Annotated in this window: 23 protein-coding genes and 2 pseudogenes; 7 read left to right on the top strand and 18 right to left on the bottom strand. The window is 57.1% G+C overall.

Features of this window, described 5'->3' with window-relative positions; genetic code table 11:
* Nucleotides 1-51: 51 nt before the first annotated feature.
* Together EM858_RS17245 and EM858_RS17240 are read right to left on the bottom strand one after the other, a co-directional pair.
* A complete protein-coding gene (locus EM858_RS17245; RefSeq protein ID WP_127757397.1) occupies nt 52-402 on the bottom strand; it encodes a hypothetical protein in 351 nt (116 codons plus the stop codon).
* A 566-nt stretch (nt 403-968) separates the two neighbouring features.
* The gene (locus EM858_RS17240; RefSeq protein WP_127757396.1) at nt 969-1,889 is read right to left on the bottom strand and encodes a LysR family transcriptional regulator; all 921 of its coding nucleotides are present in this window, start codon (nt 1,887-1,889) and stop codon (nt 969-971) included.
* A gap of 243 nt (nt 1,890-2,132) precedes the next feature.
* Here EM858_RS17240 and EM858_RS17235 point away from each other — a divergent pair, with 243 nt between their 5' ends.
* A complete protein-coding gene (locus tag EM858_RS17235) occupies nt 2,133-3,047 on the top strand; it encodes a nucleotidyltransferase and HEPN domain-containing protein (RefSeq protein WP_127757395.1) in 915 nt (304 codons plus the stop codon).
* A 457-nt stretch (nt 3,048-3,504) separates the two neighbouring features.
* Here the strand turns inward: EM858_RS17235 and EM858_RS17230 are convergent, their stop codons facing one another.
* The 5 genes from EM858_RS17230 to EM858_RS17210 form a co-directional block, all read right to left on the bottom strand.
* Nucleotides 3,505-4,155: a LysE family translocator gene (locus EM858_RS17230; RefSeq protein WP_127757394.1), complete on the bottom strand. Its 651-nt coding sequence runs from the start codon at nt 4,153-4,155 to the stop codon at nt 3,505-3,507.
* Nucleotides 4,156-4,373: 218 nt separating this feature from the next.
* Entirely contained in the window at nt 4,374-5,546 is a 1,173-nt protein-coding gene (locus EM858_RS17225) for a Fic family protein (RefSeq protein ID WP_127757393.1), read from the bottom strand.
* A gap of 208 nt (nt 5,547-5,754) precedes the next feature.
* Entirely contained in the window at nt 5,755-6,516 is a 762-nt protein-coding gene (locus tag EM858_RS17220) for an autoinducer binding domain-containing protein (protein WP_245483011.1), read from the bottom strand.
* Nucleotides 6,474-7,226, bottom strand: a complete 753-nt coding sequence (locus EM858_RS17215; RefSeq protein ID WP_127757392.1) for an acyl-homoserine-lactone synthase — start codon at nt 7,224-7,226, stop codon at nt 6,474-6,476. Before EM858_RS17215 ends, EM858_RS17220 begins: the two co-directional genes overlap by 43 nt.
* Nucleotides 7,227-7,380: 154 nt before the next feature.
* A complete protein-coding gene (locus EM858_RS17210) occupies nt 7,381-8,100 on the bottom strand; it encodes a LuxR family transcriptional regulator (RefSeq protein WP_127757391.1) in 720 nt (239 codons plus the stop codon).
* Between the two features lie 818 nt (nt 8,101-8,918).
* Between EM858_RS17210 and EM858_RS17205 the strand changes: the two genes are divergently transcribed.
* Complete coding sequence (locus tag EM858_RS17205) at nt 8,919-9,650, top strand: response regulator transcription factor (protein ID WP_127757390.1); 732 nt, start codon at nt 8,919-8,921, stop codon at nt 9,648-9,650.
* Nucleotides 9,643-11,040 carry an amidohydrolase family protein gene (locus EM858_RS17200; RefSeq protein WP_127757389.1) on the top strand — a complete coding sequence of 466 codons (1,398 nt, stop codon included), beginning with the start codon at nt 9,643-9,645 and terminating at the stop codon, nt 11,038-11,040. The genes EM858_RS17205 and EM858_RS17200 overlap by 8 nt, the downstream gene beginning before the upstream one ends.
* Here the strand turns inward: EM858_RS17200 and EM858_RS17195 are convergent, their stop codons facing one another.
* The 11 genes from EM858_RS17195 to EM858_RS17145 form a co-directional block, all read right to left on the bottom strand.
* The gene (locus EM858_RS17195; protein WP_127757388.1) at nt 11,041-12,381 is read right to left on the bottom strand and encodes an MmgE/PrpD family protein; all 1,341 of its coding nucleotides are present in this window, start codon (nt 12,379-12,381) and stop codon (nt 11,041-11,043) included. It abuts the gene before it with no gap.
* Nucleotides 12,382-12,392: 11 nt separating this feature from the next.
* A complete protein-coding gene (locus tag EM858_RS17190) occupies nt 12,393-13,490 on the bottom strand; it encodes an ornithine cyclodeaminase (protein ID WP_127757387.1) in 1,098 nt (365 codons plus the stop codon).
* A 100-nt stretch (nt 13,491-13,590) separates the two neighbouring features.
* Complete coding sequence (locus EM858_RS17185; protein WP_245483010.1) at nt 13,591-14,745, bottom strand: MmgE/PrpD family protein; 1,155 nt, start codon at nt 14,743-14,745, stop codon at nt 13,591-13,593.
* 255 nt (nt 14,746-15,000) lie between these two features.
* Nucleotides 15,001-15,954 carry a carbon-nitrogen hydrolase family protein gene (locus EM858_RS17180; RefSeq protein WP_127757386.1) on the bottom strand — a complete coding sequence of 318 codons (954 nt, stop codon included), beginning with the start codon at nt 15,952-15,954 and terminating at the stop codon, nt 15,001-15,003.
* Nucleotides 15,951-16,601 carry an RraA family protein gene (locus EM858_RS17175; RefSeq protein ID WP_127757385.1) on the bottom strand — a complete coding sequence of 217 codons (651 nt, stop codon included), beginning with the start codon at nt 16,599-16,601 and terminating at the stop codon, nt 15,951-15,953. Before EM858_RS17175 ends, EM858_RS17180 begins: the two co-directional genes overlap by 4 nt.
* Before the next feature lie 32 nt (nt 16,602-16,633).
* Nucleotides 16,634-17,500 carry a TauD/TfdA family dioxygenase gene (locus tag EM858_RS17170; RefSeq protein ID WP_127757461.1) on the bottom strand — a complete coding sequence of 289 codons (867 nt, stop codon included), beginning with the start codon at nt 17,498-17,500 and terminating at the stop codon, nt 16,634-16,636.
* A gap of 110 nt (nt 17,501-17,610) precedes the next feature.
* Complete coding sequence (locus EM858_RS17165; RefSeq protein WP_205649553.1) at nt 17,611-18,690, bottom strand: ABC transporter ATP-binding protein; 1,080 nt, start codon at nt 18,688-18,690, stop codon at nt 17,611-17,613.
* Nucleotides 18,687-19,490 (bottom strand): ABC transporter permease, encoded by an 804-nt coding sequence (locus EM858_RS17160; RefSeq protein ID WP_127757384.1) that lies wholly within the window; start codon nt 19,488-19,490, stop codon nt 18,687-18,689. The genes EM858_RS17165 and EM858_RS17160 overlap by 4 nt, the downstream gene beginning before the upstream one ends.
* A gap of 9 nt (nt 19,491-19,499) precedes the next feature.
* Nucleotides 19,500-20,384 (bottom strand): ABC transporter permease, encoded by an 885-nt coding sequence (locus EM858_RS17155; protein ID WP_127757383.1) that lies wholly within the window; start codon nt 20,382-20,384, stop codon nt 19,500-19,502.
* A gap of 10 nt (nt 20,385-20,394) precedes the next feature.
* Entirely contained in the window at nt 20,395-21,396 is a 1,002-nt protein-coding gene (locus EM858_RS17150; protein WP_245483022.1) for an ABC transporter substrate-binding protein, read from the bottom strand.
* 113 nt (nt 21,397-21,509) lie between these two features.
* The gene (locus tag EM858_RS17145) at nt 21,510-21,899 is read right to left on the bottom strand and encodes a hypothetical protein (protein WP_127757381.1); all 390 of its coding nucleotides are present in this window, start codon (nt 21,897-21,899) and stop codon (nt 21,510-21,512) included.
* 275 nt (nt 21,900-22,174) lie between these two features.
* Between EM858_RS17145 and EM858_RS17140 the strand changes: the two genes are divergently transcribed.
* From EM858_RS17140 to EM858_RS17125, 4 genes and pseudogenes are all read left to right on the top strand, one after another.
* A complete protein-coding gene (locus tag EM858_RS17140) occupies nt 22,175-23,431 on the top strand; it encodes an ATP-binding protein (protein WP_127757380.1) in 1,257 nt (418 codons plus the stop codon).
* Nucleotides 23,432-23,610: 179 nt separating this feature from the next.
* A pseudogene (locus tag EM858_RS17135) lies at nt 23,611-24,236 on the top strand (alanine racemase C-terminal domain-containing protein); the annotation flags it as partial.
* Between the two features lie 33 nt (nt 24,237-24,269).
* Nucleotides 24,270-24,905, top strand: a pseudogene (locus EM858_RS17130) (FAD-dependent oxidoreductase); the annotation flags it as partial.
* A gap of 7 nt (nt 24,906-24,912) precedes the next feature.
* Nucleotides 24,913-25,233, top strand: a complete 321-nt coding sequence (locus tag EM858_RS17125) for a Rid family detoxifying hydrolase (RefSeq protein WP_127757459.1) — start codon at nt 24,913-24,915, stop codon at nt 25,231-25,233.
* The last annotated feature ends 3 nt before the right edge of the window (nt 25,234-25,236 follow it).

The following is a 25,236-nucleotide window of genomic DNA, read 5'->3' as shown; positions in this document are numbered from 1 at the left end:
ACAGCTACGCCCTGCAAATCTTCTGTATTGATCGGAGAGAGCCAATGGACTTCATTCTCTCATGTCCGTTGCCGCCGTTCTCGGGAATTGCCCGGACCGGGCCCCTGGTGCTGGCAGCCATGTCACTGATCTTGCGGCGCCGGGCGCGAGTTCCCACAAGCGACCCTCGATCAACGTTTGAATGCCGTAGAACGTGAGCAGGTCGCCGGCGGAGACCCGTACGATGAGACCATCGTTAGCGACTCTGATGATCGCAAACCCGTTCTCGAAGTTGAGTTGCCTGCCGCTGTCCCTGTTGATGATCGACAGGCAGATATCTGTGCTCTGCATGCAGATTTTCTTTGCTATCGCCGGCGCAGCCTCCAGCTCAATGAAGGCCTCCGAGACGTTTTGATACCTCATTCATCCTCCGTCAGAAGTGTCTCCCTTCGGCAATATGTCCAATACTCGACATGCGGGACGACCAGCGGGGGATGGAGAACAGCATGCAGTTGGTCCTGAGGACGGGAAATACCCACAACGGCACTCCCTCATATGAGCGATCGCCATGCGGTTGACATTCCCGGGCGATGCCGCACAGCAGGCGGCATGGGATCTATCAGGATCGCTGAGAACAGGAGGGCCCGCCGACTCTTCGGGGCGGGTTCTGCCAATCGGCTTCGATGCTTCGCAGGCCTATGTCCCAGAGATGGCCCGGGCAATGACCGGAGGGAGGGCTACAGCCCAGTGGGTTCTTATATCGCTGCCAGGTGTTCGCGCGGGACCTGACGGTCGCCACCTGCGTCACGGGCTCGTTCGAAGTTGCTGGTCTGAAGGTCACCGAACTCCGCAATATCGCGCAATGAGGTGACGACGACAGACTTGCTGCTTGGTTGTCGCACAGAATAAGGGGCGCATGTGCCAAGGCGTTCACGATTGTCCCGCACACGGGAAACCCGGGGACCCGCCGTTATGCTGTTTCAAGACGTTCAATTGCGGTACTGTTTACGAGCGGGTGCTTTCGCAATAGTGGATGCGAGTTGGCGGCCGATCTCGATGATGTCATCACGATTGGCGGTCGGGTCCTGTTTGCTCCAGGCCAGTCCAAGGCCGATGCGCAGATCGATCTCTTCCACCGCCTTTAAACGAAAGTTCCTGTTCGGCAGATTTGCCGCCCATTCCGGAACGAAGCCGACCCCGACACCTGCGGAAACGAGAGCTATCAGTGAAAGTGTGTCGTCGCAGGTGTAGGCGATCCGGTCGGAAAGATCATGCTCACGGTATGTATTTAGAAAGTACCGCTCCGTGTAGGACAGGTTCGAACGCGAAAAGGAAATGATCTTCTGACGGCGCAAGTCCTCAAGCGTGACGGTCTGGGCTTCAGCGAGAGCATTGTCTTTGGAGACGGCGAGTAAATACCGCTCCTCTGTTATCGCCTGCCATCGCAATGCGCCGTTGTTGTCCAGCGGCCGGACGAAACCGATATTGACCTGTCCGCGCTCAATGTCCCGTACGATGGATTCGGTTGTGCCGTTGCGGATGTGAATGCGGATTTCCGGATAGCGTCGGCCAATTCGGGCAAGAAAATCAGGCAGAACACCGAAGGTTGCCGGGTGGATTGTGCCGATGGTGATCTTGCTGGCAGCCTTGCCCGCGACCGCCTGTGTGATCGCGCAGCTTTCGTCGACATCGCGAAGCAATTGAACGCACCGCTCGTAAAAAACAGAGCCGGCCGGGGTAAGTTGTACGCGGCGTGTGGAACGAATGAGAAGGGGAACGCCCAGTTCCTTCTCGATCGCCTGGACTTGGGCAGTGACTGCAGGCTGGGCGAGGTTGAGCCGGATGGAGGCGCGCCCGAAATGCAGTTCTTCCGCGACGGCAACGAATGTGCTCATTTGGCGCAGATCCATTTCAGTTCCTTCCGCCGGACGCGCGATCAAGGTCGAGGCAGGCCTCTAATTCCAAGAGGATAGAGTGGTCCGTTGCCTTGGTCGAGATGCAACATTGATAGGACGCCGCGATTAATGGTTGCTGAGGGCGGTTTAGCCCCGCATAATGTTGCAGCAGGTGGATTGGGACTACAACAATGTGGAGTAGCAATAGCCTGCCGATAACGGCTAGGATACCCGTTCAGAAGAATCGATGGTGAGGCCATGAAAACGGATATCGGACATCTTCCGCAGGCAAAGCGGCGCGAACTGGAAAGGGTCGTCCGGATCATCCACGAAGAGTTCGCCGGCATTGTCGAGCGTTCGAAGTCCGAGGCCAAAAAGGACGGGCGGATCTACAAAATCATCCTGTTCGGTTCCTACGCCCGTGGCACATGGGTGGATGAACCACATACGTCGAAAGGCTATCGATCGGATTTCGATATCCTCGTCATCGTCAGCAACAAGGAACTGGCCGACCCCAAATACTGGGACAAGGCGACCGACCGGCTGATGTGGGACAAGGAGATTGAAACACCAGTGGGTCTCATCGTGCATGGCGCCCGCGAGATCAGCAACTTCCTTCATGACGGGCAATACTTCTTTGTCGATCTCGCCCGCGAAGGCATCATCCTCTACGAATTCGACGACCGGCCGCTCGCAGAACCGAAACCGCTCAGTCCCGCCGATGCCCTCAGGGTGGCGCGAGAGCATTTTGAAAAGCAATTCAAAAACGTAGCCGACTTTTTGAAAGGTTCGAAATTCTTTGTGCAGGAAGAGAACATCAACCTTGCAACATTCAATCTCCACCAGTCAGTCGAGACCGCATATTCCTGCTATCTCCTGACGCTGACCAACTACTCCCCGCCCTCGCACAACCTGAAATTCCTGCGTGGGCTTTCAGAAGATCGTGACCGCCGTCTGGTCGACATCTGGCCGCGCGACCATCAGCGGTTTACCGCATGGTACAACATTCTCAACGAAGCCTACGTCAAGGCGCGCTACTCGAAGCACTTCGAGATTTCAGGTGAAGCCCTTCAATGGCTCCAGGAGCGCACCGCGGAACTTCATGCCCTGATCGAGACGCTCTGCCGGGAGCACATCGAAAAGCTTCAGCAGGCCGTGAAAAACGGTAGTTGAGGCTAGGGTCAGGACCTATTAATTTCGTTTGAGATGTGATTCAGAGTCTCCATTGAAGGGGTTCTGATGGTGATTTGTTACTGCTAAGCGCGCGCCAAATGGCTCGCATATCTCCGCATTTCCACTGTCGCATGGGTTGCGCGGGTTGATGACCAGCGTGTCGTCAGTGGTATCGTCTATGTGATCCGCAATGGTCTGTAGTGGAAGGATGCGCCTTTGCAGTATGGGCCACTCGGCGTGTTCGACAGGATTTTTGCCGCTTTGGCCGGCAAAGGCCCCCAGCCTGAGCGCATCATGATAGACGCATCTGAAGGCCCACCGCATCGCGGCAAGCCTTCTAGGTCGTGAACCCATAAACGCGAACGGCTATCTGATTTTTGCGACGACGTACCGTCGATTCCAGATCGTCACCGACGTGTTAGCCGTTTAGGGCAACTTCCTGGGGACGACGGACGGTCTATTTCTTTTGATTGCCAGCGAAAGCGGCTGTCAAGCCAAGACCGATATACACGAAACCACTGACCCAGCGTTCAGCCTTTAAGTACGCGGGACTGCGCTTCAGCCACTTGCCGGCCGTGCCGGCGGCAAGTGCGTAGGAGCTGTCCGTCAGAACGCCAATCGCTGTGTAAACAAGCCCGAGAAAAGCGATCTGCATAGCCACATGGCCATGGTTGACCTCAACGAACTGCGGCAAGAAAGCCAGAAAGAACAGTGCTGTCTTCGGATTGAGGAGATTAACGATAAAGCCCTCACGAAAGAGGCGCATGCGGCTCCGTGTCGGTAAACCGCCCTCAACGTTGGGAATGTCCGAGGGGCCAAAAAGCTTTTTGAGGCCAAGCCAGATCAGATAGGCCGCGCCGGCATACTTCACGACGCTGAAGGCGAGCGCGGATGACGCCAGGAGCGCCGACAACCCCACAGCAGCGGCGACGACATGAACAAGCGTCGCCGTATGGATGCCAAGGATCGAAACGAGCCCGGCAGAACGACCCTGCTCGACCGAGCGCGCGAAGATGTAAAGAACTGCCGGTCCCGGCACAAGAAGCAGCACCAGCGTAGCGCTGACGAACAGGCTGAGATTCGTTGCGCTGGGAATTGCCAGATCCATGATTGTCTTGCCCCGTTTCATATTGCACGAACGATAGCATTGAGCTGCCTCCAATGCGAGGTCGTCTTTTGCTTTTACGCTTTCACACCGAGGTCTTTCAGGAAGTTCACCTTTTCAACGAGTCGTCGTCGTGGAAGCGAGACAATCCCATGATCTCTCGCGAGCTCGGCAAGGCCGTGGATGACATCGATCGCGTCGGTGGCGCACAGTGGCCAACGCTAGCGAACGGCCGGATACAGGCGCGGAAGCCACCGCTCGATGATATCGACCGGGAAACCGAGACGCACCTTGCCCTTTGAACTCGGGGACGTGAGCACGCCGCAGTCCAACAAACTGGACAACACGGTTCGGGCCTGGCGCTCTTGATATCCGGTCAAAGACTGTGCTTGCGAGCGCGCGAACTCTCCCGTCAGTATGGCCTCGCGCAACAGAGGCCAGCTGCCCTTGGGAAGGCGCTGCATCTGCACCTCCTCATTGCACCACACCTCGACGCGGTTCAAGAGCTCCTCAGGTTTGAGGAGCTCTTCCATGAACGTGACTTGATCGAGACAGCACGAGAGGAAGAAGGCCGTGAACTCGGCGAGGCCTGCCTCAGTGAGGTTGCCACGTCCATCCAGATCGCCGCGTCTTGGCTGATCAGCTTGGGAGAGCAGACGCTTATAGTCGGAGACATTTCTGGCAAGACCGCGAGACACAGACCAGAGCTCCGAGCCAATCCCAAGGTCGCGCAGCAACGCGTGGGAGAACAGGCGAGAGACACGTCCGTTGCCATCGAAAAATGGATGGATCCATGCGAGACGATGATGAGATGCCCCAACCCCAACGATCTTCTGGAGTTTAGACAGCATCTTGAACGAGTAGGCTTCAACGAACCTTGCGAGCAGCGGTTCAATCATCTCCGGTTCGGGAGCGATGTGTTCGCCGACTTTGACGTGCCGCGTTCGCAGCTGCCCCGGGACCATAATGATTTCTTCGCCGGTATCGGAATTGCGAACAAGAAGCAGGTCATCTGGCAGCCGGCGGCAGAACTCGCCGTGCAACCAGCAGATGCCGTCGAGCGACAGCACAGGGAAGGGCATTTCGCCCCTGTCGATAAGCTGCTGCACTTCGATATGGGCCCGGGCCTCGAGCTGAAGGTTGCGCTTCTCTGGTTCTCGAGCGAAATCGCCCGCCATGGCCCGATCGATATCGATTGGTAGCGTGTTGTGTCCCTCGATGAGATTTGAGTAATAGCAGTTCATCGAGCGCACGAGATCACCGACGGAAGCACGCATGATGGGATGAAGTCGCGCTGCGAACCGACTGGCAACTGACGTCAGTTCGATCGCCAGATCTTCAAGTTCCCGGCTGCTGTCCGGAAGCAGGGGCTCCATGCTTGCGAGCGTAACCATTTTTGCCGCTTTCTATGCCGCTATAATTCTGTTTTGGAACATAGCGATAGGGCAACATTTTGGCAATGCATTTGCCGGTCTTCTTGCCGATCGAGTTCTAGCCTTTATCTGCATGTTCTGTCGGGGAGCAAACCTAACTATCAGCGATCCGGGATAACGAACACTTCTTTTGCGGATGACAACGACCGATACAGCAACACAACGTACCTTAGATCAGTTTCAGCTTTGTGGCCAACGCAGTCGTCTGGGGAAGGGTGACGGTCTTAAGTTTCTGTCGAATCTTCTTCATGTGAAAATTGACAGTATGGTGCGTCATGTTCTCGAGCAGCGCTATCTCTTGCGTCGTTTTCCCTTCAGCGGCCCACTTGAGCACCATTGACTGCCGCCCCGTCAATTCGATGGCCGGCGCTCTGATCGATGCCGCCTTGGTGGCCTCCACACACATATGGAGTAACGCCACAGCGTTTGCAGTCAAAACGGGCTGCAGTTGGTATTTGTGGGGCAACGTTACATCACCGGTGAAAAGTGAGAGGGTGAAGAAACCGCTGAATGGCGCCATCACGGGCATGCATATGCCGGCCCTGATGCCCGCCTCGTCGGCACTCGAATAGAATGTCTGCTGGGGTCCGCGTGCGACTTTCCCCTTATGCTCAAGGTTAAAGACAAACGGTGCCATTATTTCACGGGCATGGGTCAGGACTGGATCGATCCTGTCGAAATGCTCCTGCCGATATATGTCCAGCCACTCCTCTGGGGCATTGGACAAGATGGAGTTTCCCAACCCGGGGTGACGGACAGTCACCACATGATAAAAGTCAAACCCCAGTTCCCGGGTCAGGTGATCAAGCAGTTCGGCCGTCGCCCGACTGGTTTTCATCATGGGTGTCGTATCGATCAATTTGCGTAGCCAAGCGTTCATCTCGCGTCTTATCCCACCGGCTCGAGCGGCACCTTTGCCATTGAGCGCCATTGGAGGGTCCCGAGATTCTCGATTTTCGCCGGCCTTTTGACATGGTCCAGGCGTCGGAACCTTTGTACTACGGCCGCTCCCGCAGCCTTGGGCAAAGAGGGTGTGTATAAGGGGTGTGCAATTCGAAGGACTGTTCGCATTTGCTGAAGGGTTTCGTCTGAAACGTCGAACACGCCGCAACACACCGGGACCCGGCCGTAACCGTCAGCACGGCCAATCTCCTCCACGATCAATCCCGCTCGCCGGTATACTCTTTCCATTGACGGCTCGTAATTCGACACAAGTGTTTTGATGCCATGCGCGAAGGAGCATTCGAACAAGGCCAGCAAAAGGAACCCAAACGCTCTTGATGGGCTGAGTGTCGGTTGAGACTCTTTGAGGAGGTCGACATCAAGGCACATTCGCGTCCCCTCCCATGCGACGGGAGACACCAGATTCTTTCCCGCCAACGTTCGCCTGAACACATCATGCAGCAATGTCGGCCCTGTCGTCGGCATGAGCCGCACCGTGCCATAGAGATGTCGCGCGTCCTTGTCACACCAGACCAGGTAGACGGCGCCCAAACCGTCATAAGCGTCCCGTTCAAGGCCGCGATGCACATCGACCTGCCAGCCAAGACAATCGTGAAAAACCCGCTTCCGCAATCGGAACGATTGCTCCAGCAGGCCCGCGTACCGGTGATATTGATAGGGTTGGATAAGAAGGAACACGAGCAAACCTCCGATCATGTGTCGGACAGAATGCACGTAAATCCCGGGTTGCCCATTGCTACGGATGGGCACAAACAATTGAGGTATTGCGCCGAAAGTTAAAGGTCTATGGCTGTTGTGCGACGGGGTGGAAGGCCAGGTTCGAGCTGCTGAATTAAATGTTGATCAGCCTGAACTTCATCGCCTGGATGGCGGCCGATGAAATAGTTGCGCATCCGAGCTTCAACCGGCCAGACTTGAGGTAGCTCCTTGCCGTATGCTCGGAAATACCGAGAATGAGTGCAATATCCTTGTGGTCTTTTCCGCGTGCCACCCACGACAGGCACTCCCGCTCACGGGCGCTGAGGCCCGGAACAGGGTCTTCTCCTCCATGAATCTCCGTGATCGCCTTCATATGAATCTGATATGCGATTTCGATCCAGTCCGACCGATTGCCTGCAACGAGTTTGTCCCAGCTTTTCGGGTCGTGTGCCGCATTGACGGAGAAAATTGCGCGCCGGCCGCCCCGGTCAGTAATGGGGATCGAATAACCGGACTTTCCGACGCCATGTTGCCAGGCGTCATCAAAGAACGCTCCAATTTCGGGCGTCATTTCGAATTCACGCCAGTCGAATGGAAGCTGCCGCAAAAAGCCCTGTTGCACAACAGGATCTACCTGGACATATCGCTTCAGGAAATACCGTGCGATCCATTCCGGACTGTAGGTTGACTGAACAAAGGGTGCGTCAAGGTCGCTGATCACGGTTGCGGTCAAATGGTAGGTGACGAAATCTACGTCGTAAATTTCCTGAACAGAAAAAAGGGCCTCATAGACTGTGGGGGCATCTGTGATTGCCTCGATGGCTTCAGCGAGATTCGCAGATACTGTTTTCATGCGGGAACCCTTTCCGATGTGAGGGGGAGGTGTCACGGCGCAGAACGAGAGCATCTCGCTCCCCACAGGCGCTCAGCGGACAACGTGCCGGCGTTTTCGACCTCCCCGCCTCATGTTCTTGCCGCTCTCTTTCGGTCGAATCCGTGGCCGGCTGTTAGCACGTCTCGACTTATTGTTCGGCTGTCCGCGCAACTTTGGCGGAATGACCGGTTCGAAACAGGCACCGTACCAACATTTTTCCAGCTTTGGTCAGCGCTTGCCGCTCGGTTGCCATACGTGGTGCGTTGAGAGTCGTTGCGATAGACCGTCGTGGTCCGGCACCAACATCGTTCCGATGCGGCGATGGAACCTCCAACCACGCCGCAGCTATGGCGTGGTAATTGGGATACCCATTACCCGTTGGTGGTGAAATCCGGTTGGGCAGTACAAATCGCCGTTCCGTACAGACGTCTATCGTAGTTTGGGTGATGCGATGATTATTCAATGACAACGCCACGCTTGCGATATCGGCGCCAAGCGCGGCGTATGAAGCCCTTCCTGACATCTTTCCTCTTCAATCTCTTCAAATGTCCATCCTTGCAATGATCGTCTTGTGCGCAACAGGCACAGGCAACCTGTGTCGGTGGCCATCGTCTCCCCGTTGGCAAAGCCAAATTTAAAACATGTCACATTACGTCATATTTGGCGACTACTACTTCTAGTAGTCGATTTCACAGCCAAATTGAGGGAAATTGATATATCGATCGTAGAGAAAATGGCTCAACGCAGGGAACAACCGCCTTGCGTTCAGGGGCTGCTGCCGGCGCAAAGGGCATTTCATGAAAAAATTGATCCTGATCGGTTCGGTTGATGCGGACTTCTTTCTCCTCCTTTCACACATTCTGGAAGTTGAGGGTTATCAGGCTCGAATGGCCAGAGGCGTCGAGGAGATGTCCCATCTTGCCGACGATCACCAGGTCAGGGCTGTACTGCTTGACTGCCGGCCTGATCCCTTTCCGGCGGTTGAGGTGTGTGCCAGGATCAAGGAGAATCATCGCACGGCGAGCGTTCCCGTGCTCGCAATCATTGGTGCGGGCGGCGAGGGGCAATATGTCGATATGCAGCGGGCCGGCGCAGAAGAGTGTTTCGTTCGGCCCTTTGCACCGATCAAGCTGCTTGAATACCTGCACAAGACTAAGCTCAGCCGGACCCTGCCTCGAGCGCGATCAGGTCAGCTATCCTACGGCGGCATCGAGATTGATTTCGAGCATCATCGCGTTTCAAGAAATGGTCTGAACATCCACCTGGGACCACTGGAATTTTCTGTCTTGTCCTGCCTGATGGAGCGACCGACCGAGATTTGCCGGCGCGCAGAACTGATAACTGCAGTGTGGCCCGGCCTGCATCATGTCGAAGAGCGCACTCTGAACGTCCATATAGGCCGATTGCGAAAGAGACTGAACCGGAACGGCCAACCCGACCTTATCCGCACCGTCCGGGGGGTCGGCTACATTCTGGAATCCCCTTCGCCTGAAGCTCCAGCCGCTTTTGGAGACGATCGCAATGTCTAATCGGCTCGACAGGATCATACGCGGCGCCTGCGTGATAACGGGAGATGGCGCCACATTTCATGAAAATGCATCCGTCGGTATCGGAGAGGGCAGAATTGTTTTCGTCCAGCCAGGAAATATATCCTTCAATCCTGATGAGGTCGACGTCATCGACGCTCACGGCCACACGGTTATCCCGGGCGTTATCAACGCGCATGCCCATGGCTGCGTCAGCGGCCCATCCATGCCGAGCGGGTCGTCTCCTATCGATAGCGACGTGATCGTCTGGAACAGGAACAGGCACCTCCTCGAGGGGACGACCACGTTATTGAATGTATGCGGTTTGGCGTTGCCTGATGAGGCATTTGCGGGCGATGCACATCCGCTTGATGTCCATATTTCCACAGCGCACACCCCCTCCAATATCGAAGCGGCCCTGGCGATCGATGGCGCCGGTCTATCCGAACGGCATCGACATGCATCCATCGACGAAGCTTTGTCGCAAGGAGCAAAAGCGCTTGGCGAGGTAGGCGGGGGACAGACACTTGGCGGAGGTGCGCAGGAATATCGGTTCATTCCCGAAGCAATGAAACGGGTGACGGGACGGGAAGTGTCGCCTCTGGTTTCACGTCAGTTGCGAAATGCCGTGGTTGGCCGATACCTTAGAGTTGAGGATGGAGTTCCCGACGGGGAATTGGAGGCGATTCTCGACGAAGCTGGTCTGTCCGATGTCTGCAGCGCGCAAACCTGCCGTCAGGTCATTCTTGCCTCCGTGATGCCGTCCGTCGCTCTCGCGCTGAGAGGCTTTGAGGAAGTGGCCCGAGAAGCCGCGCGTGTGGGCTTCCCGGTGATTTTTCATAATTCGGCGCCGTCAGTCGAACGCCTGATTGAAGTCGCTGAGAAATACCCCAACGCAAACATTGTCGCGGGTCATTCGAACCATCCGATGTTCCTCCCGGATGAATCCGTTTCGTTCGCGCGCGAGCTGCGAAGGCGCGGCGTCACCATCGATGTCTCAACGCTCGACAGCGTCCAGACCCGCTGGCGGAATAACCCGGCGAATTTCGACGCCCTGATCGAGGCGGGATGCGTCGATACGATTTCGACGGACTATGCCGGCGGCCATTGGGACGGCATCCTCGTGGCAATCCAGCGCATTGTTCGCAAAAAGCAGATGTCACCGGCTGCAGCTGTCGCTTTGGCCACCGGCAACGTCGCACGCGCCTTTCCTCAACTGGCAGGCGATCGCGGTTTGATCGAGAAGGGCAGGCGCGCGGATCTCGTAATCATCGATCATGTTAATCTGGGCCGCGTCCGCCACGTCATCATCCATGGCAAGGTTGTGGTCTGGAATGGAGCGATTGGTGGGAAGGGTTGGGGCGCTTCGGCGGCCGAGCGAGCGGCGCGATAATCACAGGTCGGCCGAAATCTCTTGCAGGAACGGCAGAGGGTCGCCGGATTTGAGATGATCAATCGCCCTGTCGAAAACGTCCTCGCGGACTGCACTTATTTTTCCTCTGCAAACCTGCCGAAACTTTTCCTTGAGTTCGTCCCAAAGCATCGGTCGGCCCGCATCGCCACGCGGCATCGCGGTGGTGGACGTTATATCGCCCGAAGGCGCGGTCAATGTCACCCGCGCCAACGTTTCTGCCGGAAATTTCTGGTCAATCTGATCATCAATCGTCAAGGTAACCGCGCCGGCAAGGGAACAGACTTCCCGGTCGTCGAGAAGCTGCTCATCGATGGGCGCGAGCGCACATGCGCCGTGCCGGACGGCCGCGGCCAGACAAAAAGGCAGACTGTACTGAGCCTCCACGAGGTTTTTCGGGCCGACCTTGTTTTGCAGTCGTCGAGCCCATTGGAACGTGTGGACCTCGATTGACAGCACGTCTTCCGGCTGGAGTCCCCGGCTTTGCATGAGGTCCAGCGTCGCGTCGATGGCTGGATGGATATAGCGGCAACAGGAATACGGCTTGAAATAGGTCCCCAGGATTTCCCAGATCATTCCAAGTCCGCTCTCGATACGATCCCTGTCAAAATGGGAAGCGTGATCGAGAATGTCTTCTGGACCCGTAAAACCTTTTTCGGCGAGTTCGAGTGCGGTGAGGCCAGTGAGAACACTCCACGGGATCCCCTCTTTCGCATGATTCCCGGTGAGCATCGAATAGCCGGAACTTCCATTTGCGGCCTGATTGGGCGCCCACACACCACTGATCGCCAAGGCATGGGCGAGATGATCCCGGCCTGTGCGACGGATACTGCCGGCTGCAGCGACAGCCCCGTAGCCGGCCCAGAGACCGCTTTGGCGACTTTTTATGTTTTCAGGATTTTGTGCGGCGGCGATCCGGATGGCGATCTCGTAGCCGGCCACGATCGCAGCGACGAGTTGGTCCGGGTCGATTGCACTGTCCGTATAGGCGGCCAGAACAGCGGGGATCACCGCAGCACCTGGATGTCCGCGCGCGGCACGATGACCATCATCGAAATCAAGGGCGCACACAGAAGCCGAATTGGCAAAGGCGGCGCCGGTGGTCGATAACCGACGGTCTGAAAACCAGAGAGGTGCGTTTCCGGGACCAAAAATTCGGGTTGCGACCAATCTGGCGCTGGTCGACCCGGTGGCAAATTTGCCGGCGAGGGCGCAGGTCGCGGCGTCGAAGAGGCAGCACAGTGCCTTGTTCCTGACCTCCACAGGCACGGCATCGAAAACACGGTCAGCAATGCATTCGGCGAGAAGCTTCGTCATATACATGGGAGCATCTCTCAGTGGGTCGCTTCTGCAACCGTCGCTTCGCCTGCGCTATCATTTGTGATGCCCGACAAGGTCTCATAGACATGGGCGGCCACATAAAGGTCCAGCATGGGCAGACCGACACAGGTGATGTGGACAGGTTTTTCCTGTCCGATTTCCGAAGGATCCATGATCGCCGTGATTGGACGGATGCCCAGCACGGATCCCAATTGCTCCAGCGTCGTCCCCTTTCGCGAGAAGTGAAGCGCAAGGCTTTGCGAACCACGGCGCGACACCATCGCCACGTCGTCACACAGAACACGACCGCACCGCAGCGCTCGTTCCAGATGGGCAGGGGGTGTTTCATCCCCACCCAGATGAAGCACGGTAGCGTCGCCTATCTCACTGGCCTCGAAAACGGGAGCCTTCGCGTTTGATGCAGTAATCACAAAATCGCATCGACCGAGATCGCGGTTGTCCCGAGCAGGCATGATATCGAAGGTTACCGTCTCTCCCAGTGATCTCGCGAGCCGTATGGCTGAGTCAACTGTCCGGCTACGGATAAGGACCTCGCGAACCCTCTCCCCGTGGCATCGATCAAGCGCCAGTATAATTTTCTCGGCAATTGGTCCTGCGCCGAACAGGAAGACAGACACGTCCCGACGGGGCGCCAGCAATCGCTCAAGAACAAGCGTCGCATAACTCGCCGTCCGGGCGGCGGATATGTCGGTTCCATCGAGCAGGCAAAGAGGAAGGAGGGTAAATTTGTCCATGAGGACAATCGTGGACCGTGAGCGTGGCAGTCCGAGCTGGCGATTGAGGGCGTTTGCACCGACGATTTTCACCGCCCCGTAGCGGCAGTTGACGCTAGAAAGACAGGACAGCTTCCAGCCGAGGCGCTCCTCCAGCAAACCTGCATCCTTGATCAAGGGGTGCCTGTCAATCTCCTCGGGCGTGATGGAAAGCACCGATTTCGTGCCGTAAGCGGAACCGCGGGCAATGTCGTCCCATGCTTTGCCGGCGACCGCATGGACGATCTTTCCATCAAGCAGAGCCCTGTCCCTGGCGATCTCTGCTGCGGAGTAACACGGTATGTCTGACAGGCTTGGACTGATAATTCCTCCACTCATGCGAGCTCCTCCTCGAACATCGAACGAGAGGATTCCAGCAGGAATCGGCGGGAAATAAAGCCAAGATTAGCTATCTTTTATGCAACAATATGCATTCCGGTTATATAGGACTATTCCCAGATTGAGGCGAGCCTCCTGGTGCGCGGATCGTATCGAGCAGAAACCGCAGGTCGTCTTTCAACTCAAGATGCTTGAGGAACTGGAGCATTTCCAGTCTTCCGTTTCCGTGCAAACGCCCCGCAGACAGGCGCAAAAACTTCTCCTCCAGAAACGAAGGCGCAAGCGGATTGGCAGCATCGCCCTTTGCAACCTCGACGGTGGTCTCTACGACGCCGCCGTCGAGCAGGTGAAGACGAACCCTTGCCGCGTGGTGGTGGTGCGATCGATCGGTCGACCTCGGAAGGAAGAGCCGGATTTTTGCCGTCAGCTCGCGCACTGTTCGATCTGTAAAACGCGATGGTGCGAACCATTCCGGACCGGCCGCATGCCCGAGCACCACCATCGCGATTGCAAAAGGTGCGCTGAACTGTGCCGCCCAGATATCGCGGGGTTCGGGATCATTGAATGGAGGACGGCAGACAATCTCAGAAGCGAAGACCTCGATCTCCCTCACGTCATGACCGGTCTCTTCAATGGCTCCGAGAGCGAAAGCCTCAACAGCAGCTTCGACGCTGCTCTGAATGATCCTGCAGCAGCTGAACGCCTTGAAGCCGACGTCTCGTATTTCGTAGCGCATATCGGGACCGATCTTCAGCCGAGACAGGTCGGCGCCGTCGGCGCCCGCCATGCGCCAGAAACCGGTGTCCCCTTCGAAAACGTCAAGCGGCCCCTCAAATCCTGCACGAGCAAGAAACGCTGCGTTGACACCGCCCATTGCTGCGGTCGCAAAATTGTTCTTCGCCATTGTCGGTGTGGTCCCGTAAACGGTCTTCATGACCGACGCAACAGGGGCATTGACAGCCGCGATTGCCAGAGCATGGGCCGCTTGCTGATGATCGAGTTTCAGCAGTTTCGCCGATGCGGCGGCTGCGCCGAATATTTGCCAGGTGCCGTGGCCATGGACTGTCTTGCGCGGCGTGTTGTGGACGAGCGACATGCCGATGCGGCATCCCACCTCATATCCGGCGACGATTGCAGCAATCAGGTCGCGCCCTGTGGAGCGCGAGCGGTTGGCAAGCGCGAGTGCGGCAGCAACCACTGTCGCCCCGGGATGCCCCTTCCAGTAGATGTCATCAAGGTCAAGGGCGTTGGCCAAAGTCGCGTAATGAAATGCCTGCCAGGCGGGATCCGGACAGGGCGCGTTAGTGAAACCTCCGGGGATATCCGCCGAAAGCCGTTCCAGGCCCGAAGCGACCGGGGTTTGATGGCCACCGAAAAAGCACCGACCGAGTCCATCAGGCAGAGCTTTGCTTTCTCTACCACGTCCGGCGGAAGGTTCTCAAAACTCGCATTCACGATGTACCCGGCGAGGGTCTGCGTTGCGGGGGTGGTCATGGGGCCCTCTCGACTATCAAAAGGAGGCAGGGAGATCTGTTTTGTTGCAGCAAGTCGAACATAGCCCATCGCAGGCAACATGTTCGACTGCCAAATGTTGAGCTGTTGGCCCCGATGTTTCAGCAAGACCTACCCGGGATGCTGCGTTCGGAAACTGCTGACGATGGTGCGCCATCGGAATAAGTCGGCGCACATCATGTATTCGCTGGCTGTCCAGCCGTGCTGCCGCAATGCCCGTTCCGTCCGAAGCGCGGGCGATGACTTGCCCCCAGGGATCGCAAACCAGTGAGTTGCCGAAACACTGTCGGGTCTCGCCATCGGCGGCAAGGTAACTGCCCCACTGGCCGCACGCGGCGAAATAGACCTGGAACTCGATGGCGCGGGCCCTGCACAGGACCTCCCAATGATCCTTTCCGGTCTGCATCGTGAAGGCAGCCGGCAGAATGACAAGATCGACCTTGTTCTCCGCAAGTTGATCAAAGAGGCGGGAGAACCGGAGATCGTAGCAGATAGCGGCTCCGATCCGGAAGCCGCCAGCCTCGTAGACGAGCAGGTCGTGCCCCGGTGCGACTGTGGCGGACTCCCGATAGGCTTTGCCGTCCGGAGCCACGATGTCGAAAAGATGAATTTTGCGGTAGCGGCCGACCTCCCTGCCGTCGGGGTCGAACACAACGGTGGTGTTGTATATTAGCTCTTCCCCAGGGATGCGCTCGAGCATGCTGCCGGCGTGGAGCCATAATCCGTGCCGGCAAGCAAATTCCTGTGCCATCCTGTAAGCCGCACCACCAGGCATGTAGTCTGCTGCCGCAAGCTTTTCCGCGGCAGTACCGCCCGACCAGTCGAAATGTTCCGGCAGGACGATCAGATCCGGCACCTCCTCTTTGACGGCCTTGAGCATCAGAGCCTGCGCCTGACGCAGATTTGCCCTGCGGTCCGGCTGGGAATTCATTTGAATGAGCGATATTTTCATTGGGATTGCCCCTCATCGTACGCGAAGATTGAATGGCCTGCCGCAAGATGGGCACGCAGCCGGGCGGACCGTTCTTGACGCTGCAGCGCAGCCTCACCCAGGCTGCGCATCCGTGAACGGTCTGCGACGAAAATCCCGGAGTTGTCGGCGAGCACCGCGAAACCGGGAAGGATCGCCGTGCCGGCGCAGGCGACAGGAACATTGATGGATCCACCAATCCGGAATGTTCGGTTCGTGGTTTTTGCCGAGACTCCGCGACACCAGACCGGCAGGCCTGATGCGACAATTTCCTCGACGTCAGTGCACGGGCCGTCCACGATAATGGCAGCGGCGCCGCGCGCCTTTGCCGCTGTCGCGACACCGCCGCCGACACAGGCGATGTCGTCTCCGTCGATCCTCGAGATGACGAGAACGTCTCCTGGCTGGAGGAGGTCGATCGCCTTGTAGATCACAACGCCGTCACGGCCCGGAGCCGCGACGGTAAGGGCTTGTCCGATGACCTTCGCGGAGCAGACCGGGCGGAGACTCGTGCTGAGAAAGCCGAGATGTTCGGTATGTCCGATGGTTGCGGTCTCAACATCCTGCAGCAGGGCGCAGAGGTCCGTGGGGAGAGGAGGCTCTCCCGTTTTTGTCCGATACTGTTCCATGGAATGAGGTCGCTTTGCTGCGTCTGAAATGATCAGACCGGGCGTTCGCCGGCGGTCGTGGTCCGATGCATGATCCGAATCGTGTTCGGATCGAAGGAATCCCGACGATGCATGGTGCAGCGATTATCCCACATCATGATGTCGCCTTTCGTCCATCGCTGGACAAAAAACTCTTTCGTATCCGTCGTGTGGCGCCACAGGCGTTTCAGCAGATCGTCGCTTTCATCAAGCGGCATGCCGACAATCCAGGCACCCTCGGCCGTTCCTCCAAGATAAAGCACTTTGCGCCCGGTTTCGGCATGGGTCCGCACCAGCGGGTGGACGATACCGCTCCACTCACGGAAATCGCTGGTCCTCGGCTCCTGCTTGCCGAGCCGCAGCTTGCCGGTCTTGTCGTAGACATTCTGGAAGAATATCTGCCGGCTGTCGATTTCCTTTCGCACGTCGTCCGGCAACGAGTCGTAGGCCTGATAGGTGGAGAGAAAATAGGTGTCTCCGCCTTCAGCCGGCACCTCCACCGCCCGCAAAATGGCGCCGGCTGGCGGACGTTCGTAGAACCATGTATCCGTATGCCAGGTCGCCTCGCTGTTGCCCATGGCCCCAGATGGCTTGCCGTCCTTCATGGTGTTGGCGATCACCAGGATTTCCTTGTGCGTCGGATGTCCGCCTTCCTGCAATTGCTTGGGGTGGATCACGAACTCCCCGAAATGACGGGAAAAGTCGACCTGTTGCTGGTCTGTTATATTGGCACTCCGGAAGCGAAGCACGCCATAGTGGAGCCAGTATTTGCGAACCTCTGCAATGTCCTGTTCGTCATAGTCGTTGAAGTCGAAGCCAACGATATCCGCACAAACGTTGCTTCCGTCCTGGACCGCTGAAATTCTTCGAGTATTGAGCATATGTCTGTTCCTTCCTTGGATAGTTTTTCTCTGCAAGGGAAGAGTAACGCGACCGATCACTCCGTCTCCAATATCAATTTGAGTTCATTGATATGGGTTGACGATCAATCCTAGCTATCGAGAAGCTGCACCGCGTCAGGATCAATGGAGAGAACGACCGATTGCCCAACGCTCAAGTCCGGCAGTCTCGTCGAGCGGACAAGCGACTTGAGCACTGTCCCATTTGGCAGGGTAACAAAGCATTCCCGGTAGGCGCCGAGATTGACGATCCGGTTCAGGTTCCCGTCGATCCTATTGACTGGTGAGGGCACTTCCTCTCCCACAGGCGTGAGACGAACGGCCTCGGGACGCAGGCAACAGTAGTGGACGGAGCCTGGATTTTCTGGCGCCGCCGCCGTCAGGGTAAGACCGTCTTCGAGCACGACAGTTGTCGATCCCCCTTCCGCTCTCAAGGACGCAACCGGCAGAAGATTCGACTTTCCGATAAAGTCGGCAACGAAACGCGATCGCGGATGATCATAGATATCATCGGGCTTGCCCTCCTGGGCCACGAGGCCGCCATGCATGACCACGATGCGATCGGACATGGCCATCGCTTCGTCCTGATCGTGGGTAACATAGATGAAGGTCATGCCGAGCTCTTCCTGTATCTCCTTGAGCTCGATACGCATGGCCTCGCGCAGTTTGAGGTCGAGATTGGACAGAGGTTCATCGAGAAGAAGAAGGGATGGTTTGGGCGCGATCGCCCGGGCAAGTGCCGTCCTTTGTTGCTGGCCGCCGGACAGTTCTTTCGGATACCTCTGTTCAAACCCCTCAAGATGCACGCGTCTCAGTGCCGATCGGACCTCGGTCTCGGTCTCGGCGCGCGGAGTACCCTTCATCTTGAGGCCGAAGGCGACATTCTCGGCGACCGTCATGTGCGGGAAGAGGGCGTAGTTCTGAAAAACCAGTCCAATTCCGCGCTTCTCCGGCGGAACACCCAACTGGCTCCGTCCCCTGATCCTGATGTCTCCACCCGAAGGATCGGAAAAGCCGGCGATCATGTTCAGGGTGGTTGTCTTTCCGCATCCGGACGGCCCCAGAATACTGACGAATTCTCCGGCCGGAATGGAAAGATCGATATTGTCGACGACCCGATTGGCTCCATAGCTCTTGGAAACCGCGATCAGTTCTATGTCCATTGTGCTCATTTGCTTCCACCATGTATCTGTGTCGAAAAACCGCCGATCCGCTCAAACAGGAAGACGGCTGCAAGAATAAAAAGGAGGGAGGCGACGTTGACCGCCGCCAACACCGGATCGAGGCTGTATTCAAGATGATTGATGACCGTGATGGGCAGTGTCGTCTCGCCAGGCCGGACAAGGAAGACCGACAAGGGAATGTTGTTGAAGGAGAGAATGAAGGCGAAGGTCATTCCTGAAAACAGACCTGGTTTGATCAAGGGCAGCAGGATGTAGCGGATCCGCTGCAGCCTGTTTGCGCCTAAAACACGGGCGGCAAGGTCAAGCCTCTTGTCGACATTAAACATCGCTCCTGCGATCATCCTCACGACGAATGGCAGGGTGAGGATGACGTGGGCCATGATCAGGCCCGGCGTGCCAAGGAGAGTGTAAAATCCGGTCGACGACAGGAACAGGACGAGTGCTACCCCCTTGACGATCTGCGGCACGGAGAGGGGAGACAACAGGAAGGACATGATTGCAGCATGGCCGGGGCACTTCTCGTAGGCGACGGCAAAAGCAGCGAGCAGCCCGAACAGCCCACTGAGAACCGTGACGATCAATGCGAGTTCGACACTCAGCAAAAATGGGTCAATCCAGCGACTGGACATGAGGGCGCCGTACCATTTTGTCGTCCAGAGCGATGGCGTAAAGACAATCCTCGCCGTCGGACTGACGGAAGCCACAAGCACGACCAGCAGCGGCAGCGTGATGAATGCGAGGATGAGTCCAAGCGAAATCCTGAACGTCATCGATAAAAACCTGTTCACGACCGTCTCCTACAGATGCAGTTTATTGTGGAGCCGCGCCTCAATGCGCGAGCCGATGAAGACAGCAATGAGCATTGCCACAAGCAACACATTCGCCATCACGGCCGCGAACGGCCAGTCGATGTAGAAAAGCACCTGCTCGTAGACCATCGTTGCCAGAACCTTGAAACCCGCGCCGCCAAGCAGCGCTGGTGTCGCGTAAGCGCTGGCCGCCATTGTGAAGGCAATAAGCAGGGAACTGACGATCCCCGGAACGGAAAGCGGCAGAACAATGTGGCGCAGCACGGCTGGCCGGGAAGCCCCCAGAACCTGCGCGGCCTTTTCAAGATTGGGGTTGATGCCTTGCAGGCTTGTCATCAGGGAGAGGACGCCGAAAGGTAGAACGACATGCGTCAGACCGGCGACGACGCCAAACATGCTTCTCGACAACGGCAGCGGTTCGGAGATCAACCCCGCCCACAGGAGCATCGAGTTTACAAAACCCCGGTCCTCTAGGATCACGAGCCATCCATAGGTGCGCAGGACAACACCGGCGAGTTCCGGGGCAATTGCAAGGGCGAAGACAACCATGCGCCATCGGGACGTCGCACGAGCCAGATAATAAGCAATCGGATAGGCCATGACAGTGACGCAAATCGCGACGAGTCCCGACATCAGCATCGTTCGCCCGAGACCCGCCATCATCAGATCGTCAGCAAAGAACCTTTGATAATTGGCTATAGTCCACTCCTGGCCGTCGCTCCCATGGAAACTCATTCCGATCATCATACCCATTGGCAGAGCGAAGAAGAGCAAAAGGACGGTTGAAGGGGGAACCAGCGAGGCATAGGGCCTGAGTGTAAATCCCCGATGGCGGCTTGGTTTGATTGGCGACTGGAGTTCGATTGTTGTCATGATTGCCCCCTTATCGCGCTACCGCGATCACTTCACGCTCCCAGCGCGCACCCCATTCGGGCAACTTGGCTGCAAGTTCTGAAAGGTCAGGAAGAAGAAGTGTCTTCAGATCTGCGTCGGTGGTGATTTGACGCGCGCGGACGGCGTCGGGAACCTCGATATCGGTGCGGGCGCTGCCGACGTTATAGCCGGTCACCCACGCTTCCTGGCTCGATTTTTCAAGAAAGAAATTGACGAACCTGTATGCCAACTCCTTGTTTCGAGCGCCAACCGGCACATTCAAGGTTGCGACGAGGGGGATGGTCCCTTCCGCCGGCCTCACATAGTCAACCGGCAGGCCGCTATCGACGAGGAGCTGTGCACGCCCGTTCCAAAACGGCATGGCCCAGACCTCGCTCTCCTTGATGTAATTTTCCATAATCGACGAGGACTGCTCGAAGCCCATCGATTGGCCGGCGAGCCTGCCCATGGCCTCGAAACCTGGGTCAACGTTGTCCATAAGATCGCCGCCATTCGCGACGGACATGATCTGCATGAGATATGCCGCCATGATGTTCTGGAAAGTTGGAAGGATCACCTTTCCCTTTAGTTCTTCATCAAAGAACGCCGACCAGGAGACGGGCGCTTTCGCGAGCTTGTCCTTGCGCCAGAGAAGAGAAAGATACTGGACCTCGTGGACGGCTCCGCAGGCTCCGGCGATGCCGCTGATCTCCGGATTCAGTTTCGCGATGTTCGGTACGGTTTCGGTTGAGAACTTTTCGAGAAGGTTATCGCGACACCCGTCGAGCGACTGAGAGGCAGTCATGACGACCACGTCAAAGCCTGGCCGGCCGCGTGTCGCCTTGATTTTCGCGTAATCTTGCGATGCGGACCCCACGGCGTCATAAATAACCTTCACATTGAACTCTTTTTCGAAGGGTTCAATGATCCGGCTGCGGATAATGTCTTCGTAGGGCCCGCCGTAGCTGTTGACGATCAACTGCTCGGAACTCGCCTCGTCGGCCATAGTCATTGTTACACTTAATGTAACAAACAGGATTTTCCATTTCATCGTTCACCCTCACGTTTGTCTGATTGACTGGCGTTTCGGAGACTTTGCGAGAGAATTGCGTCCCGGTTCCAATATTAGTTTTCGATAATTGATCGTATTCGACGAATAATAGAATTCCCGATATTGTTGGACTGAAGCAGGCGATCGACATCGCCGCGCCTGCCGTTTGCAGACAGGAGATCGGTTTCTTCAGGGAGGAACGGCCCCGGTTTGGAGGCTGTGGGTGACATGAGAGAAAAGACAGGCGAGGCCTTGCGAAGTTCGCAAAACACGCCGAACCAGAAACGGTACCGGGCCTCATCACCTTGGGTGCGCGCATCGATGGCGCACCACGCCGCGATTGTCGCAGCCTGCAGGCTATATTGATCGCGCAGCACCTCGAAGGCGACGGCAGCATGTATCCCGTCGCAAATATCGACGGGTGCAAAGGGCAGGGATGGCAATGCAGCAGATAGTTCCGACATGACGACTCTCCATTGAGAGTCCGGCCGAATTTGGAAACCGCTTGTGGCCGGACATTGCCTTGGCGACCTTCGCCGTCCGGATGCACATCGACTGTCATGTCAGTTCCAAGGATAGATCAATCTGCCGGCAGGGTGAAGCCAATTTTCGTCAACTGGTGCACCTGTGATCGATTATTGAAGCGAGGAGACGATCTCACCCATCGGGATGCATTTCAAATACATATTGGACGTATTTTTACTTTAAATTGGACGGAAGATAGTTTAATGATAGACGAATGATAGATCGACTACGAACCAATCGAACACTTATCGAGCGCAAAGCGTATTCCCTGGTTGAAACATCGCTATCGGATACGCGCGTCGTTCTTATCGCCGGCCCGAGACAGGCGGGGAAAACGACACTTGCGCGGCAATTTGAAGGCCCTGACCGGGCCTATCTCACTTTGGACGACGCGGGTACGCTGCAGGCTGCAAGGGCCGATCCCGTAGGTTTCATAAGAGGTGTCCACCGCGTTGTGATTGACGAGGTGCAGCGGGCTCCGGAACTGATGTTGGCGATCAAGGAAAGTGTTGATCGTGACGAAACGCCAGGACGTTTCTTGCTGACGGGTTCTGCAAATCTAACGGCCATCCCATCGATAGCCGACTCCCTGGCGGGTAGGATGGCAGTCATTCCGCTGCTACCTTTAGCGCAGGCGGAGATTCAATCTGCACCGGGCCGCCTTCTGGATCGGCTGTTTGCGGGAGAAGCGCCGGTTGTAGAGACGGCCGCCGCCATTGGAACGGATCTGATCGACATTGTTTTAAGAGGGGGATACCCTGAGGCAATACGCAGACCGACACCGGGTCGACGGACTGCCTGGCTTGAGGACTATGTTGCACTCATTCTGGACCGCGACGTGCGGGACATCGCCAATATTGATCAACTCGATCGGATGCCACGTCTTCTGAACATATTGGCCGAGCACGCCGGACAACTGGTCAACCATTCCAGCTTTGGTTCGTCGCTCGGGCTATCGAGTGTCACGACACAGAAATACGTTGCGATCCTTGAACGCTTGTTCCTGATAAAGACATTACCCCCGTGGTCTAACAATCGACTTAGCCGTTTAATCAAGACGCCGAAGCTACACTTCATTGACACGGGATTGCTGGCCAGCATGCGAGAAGACGAAGCCGAGCGGTTACGGCAGGATCGCTTACGCTTTGGCGCTCTGTTGGAGAGTTTTGTTGTGTCGGAGTTGATGAAATTGGCGTCCTGGAGCGAGCGGCGTGTTTCATTCTCTCACTACAGGACGAAGGATCAGGATGAAGTCGATGTCGTTATCGAAGATCGGCGTGGTCGTATTATCGGAATCGAGGTTAAGGCATCGGCGACGGTGAGGGCGCAAGATTTCCGTGGATTGCGCCAACTGCAGGAGGCTGTTGGTGACCGGTTCGTCAGGGGGCTGGTGTTGCACGATCATGATCGCGTGACGCCGTTTGGTGAAAAATTGCAGGCAGCTCCTATGTCGGTTTTGTGGACGATGTAGATCGCATAATCTATCTTATGGAACTTTTGGCCCGCAGCAGTACACGAATCAAAGCGTTGATCGTTGATATGTGCAGGCCATGGGTGTTAGCTGAAGGCAGGTTTCCTGGACCTACTCCGCGGCCAGACCATGTTGATGGTGGCACGGATATCCTCGCCAAGGCTCTCGATGGGCATGGCAATGTCGAGGTGCTGTTCATCATGAGCCATCTGGCTTCCGCCGATGAACTCGATGCGACGCAAAACGCCGAACAGCTAGCGGAGATACGGCGCATTGCGTACGAGTTCGCTGGCTTCGACATCTCCTTTGCCAATTCCGGCGGCGTGTTCCTGGGCGACGCTTACCACGGCGTCCTCGCCAGACCCGGGATCGCGCTTTACGGCGGCGCGCCGACGGGCGGGGAGCCGAACCCTATGGAGCCGGTCGTCAGTCTTGAGGTGGCGGTTGTGCAGACACGCACCGTGCCCGCGGGCACTAAGGTAGGCTATAGCGGCGTTCATGTGACCGAAGGCGAGGCTCGACTTGCGACGATCGCTGCTGGCTACGCCGACGGTCTTCCGCGCGCCTTGAGCGGACGCGGCGCGGTCTACCTTGACGACATCCGACTGCCGATCGTAGGCCGGGTTTCCATGGACAGCATCACCGTCGATGTCTCCGGCCTGCCTGACGGCGCCTTGACCCTCGGAAGCCTCGTTAGGTCATCGGCCAGCATCAATCGCTCGAAGACGTCGCGCGCGACGCAGGCACAATTTCGTACGAGATCTTGACCGGCCTCGGCCACCGCTATTTTCGGCACTATCGCTAAGAGCCTCGTCGGCTCCCATCCTATGGGGAAATCATGAAAGTTGTTGTTCTCGGCGCCGGCATCGTCGGCATCACCTCGGCCTATCAGCTTGCCAGGAGCGGACATGACGTGACGGTCATTGACCGTCAGCCAGGACCGGCGCTGGAAACGAGCTTTGCCAATGCCGGCGAAGTCTCGTTCGGCTATTGCTCGCCCTGGGCGGCACCCGGCATCCCAATGAAGGCAATGAAGTGGCTGTTCATGGAGCACGCGCCGCTGATCCTGCGCCCGAAAATCGATGCCGCCAGGATTGGCTGGATGATCAAGATGCTTTCGAATTGCACGTCGAAGCGCTATGCGATCAGCAAGAGCCGCATGTTGCGGCTCGCCGACTATAGCCGCGTTTCGCTTGCCGCACTGCGCGCAGAAACCGGCATTGCCTACGACGAGCGCATGCAGGGCACGCTGCAATTGTTCCGGACACAGGCCCAGCTCGACGCCTCGGGCAAGGACGTCGAGGCGCTTGCCGCCGATGGCATTCCCTATGAAGTCCTCGACCGCGATGGCTGCATCGGCGTCGAGCCGGCGCTGAAGCATGTGCGCGAAAAAATCGTCGGCGGCCTGCTGACGCCGAAGGACGAGACGGGCGACTGCTTCAAATTTACCGGCGCCTTGGCGAAGAAGGCCGACCCAGGCCATCAAGGCCGGCAACCTGCTGTTCGTATCCGGACAGTTGCCGATCGACCCGGCCACGGGCGAATTCAATTCCGACAACGCAGTCAAGCAGGCCGAGCAATGCCTGAAGAACATGGGCGCCATTGCTACGGCAGCGGGCACAGATCTCTCGAACACGGTCAAGACAACGGTGTTGTTGACCGACCTTGGCGATTTCGCGGAGGTGAACCGCGTCTACGCCGAGTTTTTCTCCGAGCCGTTCCCGGCGCGGGCCTGCTACGAGGTGAAAGCTCTGCCGAAAGGCGCCAAGGTGGAGATCGAAGCCGTCATCGCTGTCGGCTGAGTT

This window comes from Agrobacterium sp. CNPSo 2736 (assembly GCF_004005385.1).
Lineage (GTDB): Bacteria > Pseudomonadota > Alphaproteobacteria > Rhizobiales > Rhizobiaceae > Agrobacterium > Agrobacterium leguminum.
This window is presented reverse-complemented; position numbering and strand designations above follow the sequence as displayed.